Genomic DNA, 10,500 nt, shown 5'->3' with positions numbered 1-10,500 from the left:
ACTAAACAGTGGTCCAATTGCCAGTGGCTGAATGTATTTCTTGATAACAACCAACTCATTAGCTGCTTGCCAACTGGGCGGTAGGTCCGAGCTTAATTGGAAATGGTGTCGCCAGATGAACTGTTGTAATTTGCGATCAGGTTTAGTCGCCGATCGTCCACAATCCAAATCCAGCACTTCCGCGTTTGTTCATTTAGCGTGCTGGCCATGGTTTGCGCTGTTATTTCACCGCAGGTTTGGTGGTAGCAACGGTTTGCATTGGCAGCAGGCTGATGTTAGTTTCGTCTGGGGTTAATTGCCGCCACCGCTATTTTTGCCGGCCATGGGACGGGTATTGTTCGTACATGACAGCTTTGGCAACTAAGGGTTTCGCCGGCGGCCAGGGTTATCCACTGTTGATGTTGGCGATACTGCCGACCTTCACTATTCAGTAAGCTCAGCGCCGGCGGTACGTTGGTTTGTACTTTAATCCGCACTGAACTGGGTCAGGTTGACCGGTGTACTGTCTACTCCCGCATTACCTTGCGGTACCCCAGCAATTGGGTACATCTCCTTCCGTGGAATAGTCACGCCGCGGCACCGATTAGTTAACGGACTGGCGCTGCGCGCGCTGGTTTGCATCGATCGATCGCCCAGTGCAATACCGCCTCGCCACCACGTCGTAAACACTTGTGAATATCTAAAATATTTCACGATTTTTGAAGCGTTAGAACCACTCGGATTAGCCATAAAAAACATCGCCTCGTGTACGTCATCACTGACAGGTCTGGTTATTATCCGCCAAAGTTGTTCCAGCTTACCGGTGTACCTGAGTTTGCTGACTGTTTCAAACAACCATGTCCAAACAATCGTTTGCAGTAGTCAGCAGGTTTCAACCAGTTCACAGCCGGTTACCTGCTCATCGACCCCAGCAACCGGCACAGACCATTTGTCTGAAATGTCTGAGCGATCCTGCAACGCACGCGCTCTGCAACGTGGTTCAAATGGCCTTCGGGCTGAATGAATATCGCGTCACGGCAGCAGAGGGCCTGAGTGGGTAAATTCAATACTTCCCGATACAACGCATTGCCCATTGTCACTGGGCCACACAGCGTTATTCGTGAGAATTGGGGTAGTGGTGGTTTGTTATTCAAAAACCGTTATGCCATTTGCGTGATGAATGTTATAACCTCCGTTATTCCAGCCACAATTAGTGGTTTAGTAAACCTTGATAATACTGGAAAGTTGTCTGGTCCGGTTTGATGAGTGCCAGCCGTATGAGCAACTGGTTCAGCCGAGCCATCCGGCCGCATCTGATACCAGTTAAACGTAATACGATCGCTCTGGCTGTCCCAGCGACTGTATCACATATGGCCATCCGCCAGCAGCACAGGATAAAGATCGCGGCTCAGGGTTAAAGCTTATTTGCTCAATGTCGGTGCCATCGGCATTCATTACATGCAGAGTTAAACGCCGGACCTTGTAAATCTTCATGCGAAGCCACTGTATTGTGGTTTAAATTCATCCAGTAAGATCTGCCTGGCTTTATTGCTGGCGGCTGGAGCTGAACACGATACGCCCATCGGCTAAAAAGCCTGGGCTTATATCAGCTGGCCCTGCTCAGCCAGCAAGGGATCTGCTAATACGCTGGCGCAACGGTATCGCTGCTGCGACTGTAACGCCAGATACTCCAACGGGGTTGTAATTCATCAGCCACATCGGCCAATTCTGGTGGCCGCAACGCAAACAACAAGGTATCGCCGTCGGGTGATACCACCAAATCTTTTACGTCGTATGGCTCATCAGCAAAGACTTCGGCCAGCAATTCACGTTCTGCCGACTCAGCAAACGCATTTTGTTTGAGGAAAAGCTGCGCGCCCGGATTAAACTGCTCAGGTGCTGCCAGCTCAGGCTTGTAGGGATCACCGTCTTCGTTCAGTAACGGCCTGGCGACGAATGCCAGTGGATATTCCTGTGCAACCGGGTCGTTTGGTTCATCTTGGACACTGATATCGGCATTACAACCAATTAAACAGTGTAAGCAGGCCAGCAACAGTAACGTATGTTTAATCATTATTAACAGTACCGGCCACCTACGGCGATGACAACATTATTGATAAAGTGAATGTTAACAAAATAGGTTTTTTAGTAAAAAACAGAGCTACCAGATTAACGCTGGCCATCCGGCAGGGCAAGACAAAATTTGCCGGTTAATCATCATGCTGCTTGGCGCTTAGCGATTATACAAACAGCAACTGGCTGGCCGATTTCAAGTTTACCTGCTGCCTCAACGATTTAAATCAGGGTTCCGCTATCCTGGCCAGCAAAATCCAGCGGTTTTTCTGGTTATAAAAAAGCAAAAAAGCCGGCAAAAACGCCGGCTTTTTTCTAGTATAAAAGTATTACAAATCAGCTTCGAATTCTGCCGGAATAGCTTCTTCAATCACTTTTTCACCGGGTTTCAGTAACAAGCGGCTACGCAGTTCCTTTTCAATTTCATCGGCTATCGCCGGGTTCTCAGTCAGAAACTTCATAGCATTGGCTTTACCCTGGCCAATTTTATTACCCTGATAGGCATACCAGGCACCCGATTTATCTACCAGGCCCTGGGCAACCCCAAGGTCGATCAGCTCACCATTTTTGTTGATACCCGCACCATACTGAATAATAAATTCGGCCTGTTTAAACGGCGGTGCCACTTTATTTTTCACCACTTTTACCCGGGTTTCGTTACCGGTAATTTCATCACCTTCTTTTACCGAGCCAATCCGGCGGATATCCAGCCGCACTGACGCATAGAACTTCAGGGCATTACCTCCGGTGGTGGTTTCGGGGTTACCAAACATTACACCAATTTTCATCCGGATCTGGTTGATAAAAATACACAAGGTATTAGAACGCTTAATATTACCGGTTAGCTTACGCAGTGCCTGAGACATTAACCGGGCTTGCAAGCCCATTTGGCTGTCGCCCATGTCGCCTTCAATTTCGGCTTTTGGCGTTAACGCCGCTACTGAGTCGACTACCACGACATCTACTGCAGCAGAGCGCACCAGCCTGTCACAAATTTCCAGCGCCTGCTCACCGGTATCTGGCTGAGACACCAGCAAGTCTTCTACTTTTACGCCCAGCTTTTTGGCATAAACCGGATCCAGGGCGTGCTCTGCATCAATAAAGGCACAGGTTTTACCGGCTTTTTGCGCTTCGGCAATTACCTGCAGGGTTAACGTCGTTTTACCTGATGACTCAGGTCCGTAAATTTCAACAATCCGGCCGTACGGCAAGCCGCCTATGCCAAGGGCAATATCCAGGCCCAGCGAGCCGGTGGATACTGAGGCAATATCCAATGCCGTGCTGTCACCAAGGCGCATAATAGAGCCTTTACCAAACTGACGTTCAATTTGAGTAAGGGCAGCGCCCAGGGCTTTTTGCTTATTGTCGTCCATTGTTCACTCCAGAAAATTCGGCTTGCATAAACACTGTATGCTCGTACAGTAGTCTAGTTTGGCAAGGCTGTCAATAATAAGATGCTGTGCTCCAGCGCATAATCAATTGCCTGCTGACGCACCTGCTCGCGGTCGCCGGCAAAAAACTGCTGCTGGCTGCTAAGCTGGCCATTCAGCCAGAAACTAAACCAGACAGTGCCCACTGGCTTCAGCCTGCCGAGCCACCGCCGGGCCCGGCGATACCTGAAACCGCTATCGCCAGCTGAGCATTTGCCGCTAACGCTGCCCCGGCAGCCATTTCTTTAACCGTTTCATCGCTTACCGCGCCAAATTGTAATAAAGTGGCGCTACGCACGCCCAGTAGCTGCTGCTTGGCTTTGTTGCTGTAGGTAACAAAACTACGATCAACATAAGCAGAGCTGCCGGCAATAGCGGTTAAATAGTAAGCAATGCCGCCACCGGTGCAGGATTCAGCAGTGGTGACGAACCAATTTTTCCGTGATAATAACGCACCCAGCTCTGCAGCCAGTTGCTGAGTATCGGTTGCAGGTACCATAGCCAATCCAACAGGGAATTCAGAGTGTCATTATGCCGTCAGACCAGAAACCGGAGCAAGCCCTAAGCAGTCACACCCCGATGATGCAACAGTATCTGGGATTAAAAAGTGAGCACCCCGACATTCTGCTGTTTTACCGGATGGGCGACTTTTACGAGTTATTTTTTGATGACGCCAAAAAAGCCGCGGCACTTTTGGATATTTCGCTGACCAAACGAGGCCAGAGTGCCGGTCAGCCAATTCCGATGGCCGGCGTGCCCTACCATGCCGTTGAAGGCTATCTGGCCAGGTTAGTCCAACTGGGTGAGTCGGCAGCCATTTGCGAACAAATTGGTGACCCGGCTACCAGTAAAGGCCCGGTTGAACGCAAAGTGGTGCGAATTGTTACCCCCGGTACGGTAACCGATGAAGCGCTGCTAAACGAGCGGCAGGACAATTTGCTCTGTGCCATCTGTGAGCAACGCGGCCAGTTTGGTTTGGCCCAGCTGGATTTAAGTGCCGGCCGTTTTTTAATTAATCAGGTAGCCAATAGCAGCGACCTGGCGGCGTTGTTGCAACGGCTTAACCCGGCCGAAATACTTTATCCGGAGCTGTTCAGCCAGCCGGAGTTATGCCAGCAGCGCAAAGGAGCCCGGCGCAGGCCAGAGTGGGAATTTGAACTGGCCACCGCGAAGCGCTTGCTCTGCCAGCAATTCGGCACCAAGGATTTAATCAGTTTTGGCGTCGACGAGGCGCCGGTAGCCTTAATGGCCGCCGGCTGTCTGATGCAATATGTTAAAGATACCCAACGCGCCAGCCTGCCGCATATCCGCGCCATCGCGCTGGAACGGGCCGAAGACTATATCGTACTGGATGCCGCCACCCGCCGCAATTTAGAGCTAACCCAAAACCTTAGTGGTGGCTATGAAAACACCCTGGCCTCGGTGCTCGATTGCAACCAGACAGCAATGGGCTCCCGCTTATTAAAGCGCTGGATCCACGCACCGCTGCGCAACCAGCACGATGTTAAGGCCAGGCTTGATACCGTTAATGAGCTGACAGACGACGTCGAAAGTTTACAGCCGGCACTAAAGCAGATTGGCGATATTGAACGGGTTATCGCCCGGCTGGCCCTGCGCAGTGCCCGGCCGCGTGATTTTGCCAGGTTACGCCAGGCGTTGGCGCAATTACCGGCATTACAACAGAGTTTAAGCTTTGCCACTACCAGCTTGTTGCAACAACTTGGCCGCAACAGTCAGCCGCTGCCCGAACTGCAGCAATTGCTAACTGAGGCGATTGTTGAGGCACCGCCGGTGTTAATCCGCGATGGCGGGGTCATTGCCGACGGTTATAACAGCGAGCTGGATCATTGGCGGGCGCTGGCCACCGGCGCCACCGATTATTTACAGCAGCTTGAGCTGCGCGAACGCGAGCGAACCGGTATCGCCTCGTTAAAAGTTGGCTTTAACCGGGTGCACGGCTACTACATTGAAACCGGCCGCAGCGCGGACACCAAAGTACCGCCGGAATATGTTCGGCGCCAGACCTTAAAAAATAACGAACGCTATATTATTCCGGAATTAAAGGAATACGAAGACAAGGTGCTGGGCAGTCAAAGTCAGGCGCTGGCGCTGGAAAAACAGTTATACGAGCAATTATTTGAGCGGGTAAGCCCTTATTTAAGTCAGTTACAGCAACTGGCCCAGGCGCTGGCCGAACTGGATGTGCTTTGCACCTTTGCAGAGCGGGCGGTGAGCCTGAATTATTGCCGGCCGGTGCTTTGCGCCAAGCCGGGTATTGAACTGGAGCAGGCCCGCCATCCGGTAGTCGAACAGGTGCTGAGCGAACCTTTTATTGCCAACCCGCTGAGCCTTAGCGCCAGTCGGCGGATGTTAATGGTTACCGGGCCGAATATGGGCGGTAAATCAACCTATATGCGCCAGACGGCGTTAATTACATTGATGGCCTATATTGGCTGCTTTGTGCCGGCCGCTAGCGCGACACTGGGCCCGATTGACCGCATTTTCACCCGGATTGGCGCCTCAGACGATTTAGCCTCAGGCCGCTCCACCTTTATGGTGGAAATGAGCGAAACTGCGACCATTTTACACCACGCCACTGAACACAGCCTGGTGCTGATGGATGAAATTGGCCGAGGTACCAGCACCTATGATGGTTTAAGCCTGGCCTGGGCCTGCGCCGACTACCTGGCCACCCGGATTAAAGCCCTGACCTTATTTGCCACCCATTATTTTGAGCTAACCGAACTGGCCAATACGCTGGATGGTGTCGTTAATGTCCACTTAGATGCGGTTGAACATGGCGATGACATCGTGTTTATGCACCATGTGCAGGACGGTGCAGCCAGCAAAAGCTTTGGTTTGCAGGTTGCCCAGCTGGCTGGGGTGCCTAAAGCCGTGATTAGTCAGGCCAAACAAAAACTCAGCCAGTTAGAGCAACAAGGCCGGGCCCAGTTGAACACCGCCAGCACGCCTGCTACCACGCAACGTCAGGCCGCGGCAGAATTGCAGCAACAGCTGCCGTTAATGCCGGCTGCACACCCGTTGCTGCAGCAGCTGGCTGCCATCAACCCGGACGAGCTCAGCGCCCGTCAGGCGCTGGATTTACTCTACCAACTTAGCCGGGATGCGAAGGAAGCCTGATGGTTAGTAAAGATTTAAGCTTATCGGCCGTGGTAGCCGGCTTTGTGGCGGTGCTGGTCGGGTTCGCCAGTTCAGTCGCTATTGTATTTCAGGCAGCCAGTGCGGCTGGCGCCAGCAATGAGATTATGGCCTCCTGGCTACTGGCACTGGGTATTGGCATGGCGGCGACCTGTATTGGCCTGTCGTGGTATTACAAAGCGCCGGTGATCACTGCCTGGTCAACGCCGGGCGCGGCGCTACTGGCCACCAGTTTGCAGGGGCTGAGTATTGAACAGGCCACCGGCGTATTTATTTTTACCGCCGCCCTGGGGCTGGTTATCGGCATTAGTGGCTGGTTTGAAAAGCTGACGGCATTAATTCCGCTGCCGCTGGCCAGTGCCATGCTGGCCGGTATTTTACTGCAATTTGGGTTTGCTATTTTCAGCTCTATGCAAAGCCAGTGGCTGCTGGTCTGCGGCATGTGTCTGGTGTATTTATTCGCTAAGGTATTCTGGCCCCGCTATGCCATTTTGCTGGTGATGCTAAGCGGTATTCTCATCGTCATTAGCGGTGGCAGCCTGGATCTATCAGCAGTAACCTTAAGTCTGGCGCAGCCGGTATGGGTCACGCCGGAATTTTCATTAAGTGCCTTAGTCGGGGTGGGTTTGCCGTTGTTGCTGGTGACCATGGCCTCGCAAAATATCCCGGGGGTGGCGGTACTGCGGGCCAGTGGCTATCAGACTCCGGTATCACCGCTTATCAGCAGCACCGCACTTAGCACCCTGTTATTAGCGCCCTTTGGCGCGTTTTCAATTAATCTGGCCGCCATTACTGCTGCCATTTGTACCGGTACTGAAGCGCACCCAGAGCCGCAAAAACGCTATATTGCCGGTATTGCCGCCGGGGTATTTTATTTGCTGGCTGGCTTGGCAGGCGCCACTGTCGTGGCATTGTTTGCCGCCTTCCCCAAAGAAATGGTAGCCGCGCTGGCGGGCCTGGCGCTGATTAGCACTATTGCCGCTAACCTGGCCACGACCACCAGCGAGCCCAAATACCGGGATGCGGCAGTAATTACTTTATTGGTTACCGCTTCTGGTGCCAGCTTTTTCGGTCTGGCGTCAGCGTTCTGGGGCTTAATTGCCGGCACCGTTACGGTGCTTATTCAAAAACAAAACAGCGCCAGCAGTTAGTGCCGGCGCCGTCAGTTGCCACTTCCCTAACGCAGCGGGTTGGCGTGGGCCGCACCGCGGAATACCGCATTAATGTACAGCAAGTGCATACCATCGACATAGGCGCGGAAGTTCGGCTCCTGGGTGAAGCTGATAACCTGGCCTCTGCCTACTCCCTGCACCATCACCAGCGGCTTGTGGGCAATTTGCTGGCGGTTTTCATCCCAGACAAAGCCACCGGCCAATAGCTGCTCTGCCGGGGCAAAACTCACCACATTACGGCCATCGGCGATGGTCAGTGGCTGATACACCTGATTACCGACATAAATACTATTGACGGTTTCAGGCACACCGGCGGTCAGCCAGTGTTGCTGATCAACATCAGCCCGGGCGAGGAAACCCGGTACCCAGTCCGGATCAGCTTTCTCCGGCACCAGCCACTGTTGATAGTCTTCCGGAGTTTTTATCACACTACCGGCAACCTTCATCTCCTTGCCAGCCTTCTTCTCATCACCGTCGCGCACTTTATATTCACGTTTACTGCTAAGCAGCGGGGTATCGCCAGCCAGTAATAAATCAGTGGCATTGCCAAGGGCGATCAGTACCCCGCCGCGCTCAACAAAGCTGCGCAGGTTGGCCAGGCCAGTATTGCCCAATGCTTGCTGATAGCTGCCCCGGCTGCTGGCTGGCAGTACTAACACCTGATAATGGCTTAAGTCTGCGCCACGCAACTGCGCCGGCCGGATCGCGGTTACCGGATAATTCAAATTACGCTCCAGCACAAAGCGGGCACTGCCGGCACTGAGTGGGTTAGTCGGCTCATCCCACAACATCGCAATATTAGGCTTATGCAGGGTTTTTACATTGAACGAGCCAAAGTTAGGGCCATCGGTAACCCAGCTACTGTCAACACCAGTCACGCTGGCACCACTATGGGTAGCCAGCTGTTGCACTTGGGTCATCAGCTCGGCGCCATTATCAGCCTTACTGATAATCAGGCTGCCAGCCGGATAGCGCTTACCATTCTGATGCGTAAAAGGTAAATCACTGCTTTTCAGCTTTATGCCCTGTTGCAGCGCTGCACTGGCAAAGCGGGCGGCCGCCATATCACCCCAGGGCACAATATAACCATAACCGGGCTGCGGGTTACTTACGCTCCCCGCCAGAACACGCTCAGTAGTGACCGCTGTAGTGGCAACATTGACTGCCCGGTTGCAACTCACCACTGGCAGGTTATACATCAGCGGCAGTGACCAGGCAGTGACATCGTAGATCTGATCCGGCAGGTTATTGGCCCGGCGCTGCTCTTGTTTGACAATAAACTCTTTATCCATCGGCACCGTATCATCCAGCAAGGTGCGGATTAAATGATAGGTTGGCTGGTTGGTATTAATGACATAACTACCAGCCTGATAACTCTCGCCGCAGGCTTTAAAGGCCTCAGTTGTTTTGCCAACCGTTATACCATGCTCGGTCAGAATAGCGCCCAGTTTGCTAAGGCCGGCACTGTCGCGTCCCGCCGGGAAAATATAACTGCGCACCGAACCTGAGCTGCCTTGTGCTATGGCATCCTTACGATACTGATAAAAGTTATTCAGTAGCTCTGGCGCCCGTTGACTGGCGGTTTCAATGGTGGACATAAACGCGACAAAGTTACGCTGTACCCCATCAGCAAAGGTCAGAATCTCACCATCAGCTTTGCGGTACTGATGACCACGGGCCGAGGCCATTTCGTAGGTCATAGCGATACTGCCCTGATACAACGGCCAGCTGGCGCCATAACCCGGATAAAAGGCATCAAAAATTTCCCGGGTAAAATAATCATAACCAAATTTATCAAACCAGCGGGCATTGTTCTCGCCCAGCCATTGCAGGCTCTGACGTTGATTCGCCTGAATGTGCGGGTTGTAAGGTTCGGCTTCCGGGCTGAAGTAATAGCCCATATCACCACCCATTTCATGCGAGTCAACGAACACCAGCGGGTAAACCTGCTGCAGCGCTTTTACCCGGCCGCGGGTTTCTGGCTGGGTTAACGAAATCCAGTCCCGGTTCATATCAAACAAGTAATGATTAGTGCGGCCGTTGGGCCAGGGTTCATTATGTTCGGCCGATAACCTGTCCGGCGAATGAGCTAAACCGACGGTAGCATAGTAACGACTGACAAAACGGCTGTGGCCATCCGGGTTTTGCAGCGGGTCAATATACACCAGGGTGTTTTCCAGTAGCTTAGCCGTTTGCGGACTTTGATCGGCCAGCAAATGATAGGCCAGTGCCATCGAAGACTCGGCCGGGCTAATTTCATTACCGTGCAGCGTATTGGCAATCCAGACGCTGGCTGGTAACTGGTCGATAATCTGCTTAGCCTGTCGGTCATCGATGCGTTGCGGGTTAGCCAGTTGCTGCATCTGCTGCTGAATATCAGCTAGTCTGCCAATATTTTGCTCACTGCCGATGACCACATAAAACAGCGGCCGGCCCTGCCAGCTTTGTGCATAGGGTACCAGTTTAATCCGGTTGGGATGGGCCTGTGCCAGCTGTTCAAAATACTGTTTTATCGCCGCAGGCTCAGAAATCCGGCTGGCCAGCGGATAGCCCAGTACTTGCTCCACAGACGCCACTGCCTGGTTGTAGTCACTGTCCGGAAACACTGGTACCGCCTGACTGGCAACAGAACACAGTCCCATTGCCATTGCTAACGCCGAAATTTTTATTAACGTCATGAAAAACCC

Annotated in this window: 7 protein-coding genes; 2 read left to right on the top strand and 5 right to left on the bottom strand. The window is 52.7% G+C overall.

Annotated elements, in window-relative coordinates; translation table 11 throughout:
• Positions 1–1,618: 1,618 nt before the first annotated feature.
• The 4 genes from KG631_RS15035 to KG631_RS15025 form a co-directional block, all read right to left on the bottom strand.
• Positions 1,619–2,053 (bottom strand): hypothetical protein, encoded by a 435-nt coding sequence (locus KG631_RS15035; protein WP_214000500.1) that lies wholly within the window; start codon positions 2,051–2,053, stop codon positions 1,619–1,621.
• Positions 2,054–2,381: 328 nt separating this feature from the next.
• A complete protein-coding gene (recA, locus tag KG631_RS15030; RefSeq protein WP_214000499.1) occupies positions 2,382–3,425 on the bottom strand; it encodes a recombinase RecA in 1,044 nt (347 codons plus the stop codon).
• A gap of 53 nt (positions 3,426–3,478) precedes the next feature.
• Complete coding sequence (locus KG631_RS19275; RefSeq protein WP_365869184.1) at positions 3,479–3,628, bottom strand: CinA family protein; 150 nt, start codon at positions 3,626–3,628, stop codon at positions 3,479–3,481.
• A 5-nt stretch (positions 3,629–3,633) separates the two neighbouring features.
• Positions 3,634–3,981 carry a nicotinamide-nucleotide amidohydrolase family protein gene (locus KG631_RS15025; RefSeq protein ID WP_365869183.1) on the bottom strand — a complete coding sequence of 116 codons (348 nt, stop codon included), beginning with the start codon at positions 3,979–3,981 and terminating at the stop codon, positions 3,634–3,636.
• Between the two features lie 32 nt (positions 3,982–4,013).
• Here KG631_RS15025 and mutS point away from each other — a divergent pair, with 32 nt between their 5' ends.
• Positions 4,014–6,623, top strand: a complete 2,610-nt coding sequence (gene mutS / locus KG631_RS15020) for a DNA mismatch repair protein MutS (RefSeq protein ID WP_214000498.1) — start codon at positions 4,014–4,016, stop codon at positions 6,621–6,623.
• A complete protein-coding gene (locus KG631_RS15015) occupies positions 6,623–7,792 on the top strand; it encodes a benzoate/H(+) symporter BenE family transporter (RefSeq protein ID WP_214000497.1) in 1,170 nt (389 codons plus the stop codon). The genes mutS and KG631_RS15015 overlap by 1 nt, the downstream gene beginning before the upstream one ends.
• 26 nt (positions 7,793–7,818) lie before the next feature.
• On the opposite strand, the gene KG631_RS15010 is transcribed toward KG631_RS15015, so the two are convergent.
• Complete coding sequence (locus KG631_RS15010) at positions 7,819–10,491, bottom strand: M14 family metallopeptidase (RefSeq protein WP_214000496.1); 2,673 nt, start codon at positions 10,489–10,491, stop codon at positions 7,819–7,821.
• Between the last annotated feature and the right edge of the window lie 9 nt (positions 10,492–10,500).

Origin of the sequence: Arsukibacterium sp. (genome assembly GCF_018402695.1) — a bacterium.
In the GTDB taxonomy this organism is placed as follows: domain Bacteria; phylum Pseudomonadota; class Gammaproteobacteria; order Enterobacterales; family Alteromonadaceae; genus Alishewanella.
This window is presented reverse-complemented; position numbering and strand designations above follow the sequence as displayed.

Coding starts and splice junctions, on each gene's coding strand:
- KG631_RS15035 (WP_214000500.1), bottom strand. CDS start 2,053: ATGATTAAACATACGTTACTGTTGCTGGCCTGCTTACACTGTTTAATT.
- recA (WP_214000499.1), bottom strand. CDS start 3,425: ATGGACGACAATAAGCAAAAAGCCCTGGGCGCTGCCCTTACTCAAATT.
- KG631_RS15025 (WP_365869183.1), bottom strand. CDS start 3,981: ATGGTACCTGCAACCGATACTCAGCAACTGGCTGCAGAGCTGGGTGCG.
- mutS (WP_214000498.1), top strand. CDS start 4,014: ATGCCGTCAGACCAGAAACCGGAGCAAGCCCTAAGCAGTCACACCCCG.
- KG631_RS15015 (WP_214000497.1), top strand. CDS start 6,623: ATGGTTAGTAAAGATTTAAGCTTATCGGCCGTGGTAGCCGGCTTTGTG.
- KG631_RS15010 (WP_214000496.1), bottom strand. CDS start 10,491: ATGACGTTAATAAAAATTTCGGCGTTAGCAATGGCAATGGGACTGTGT.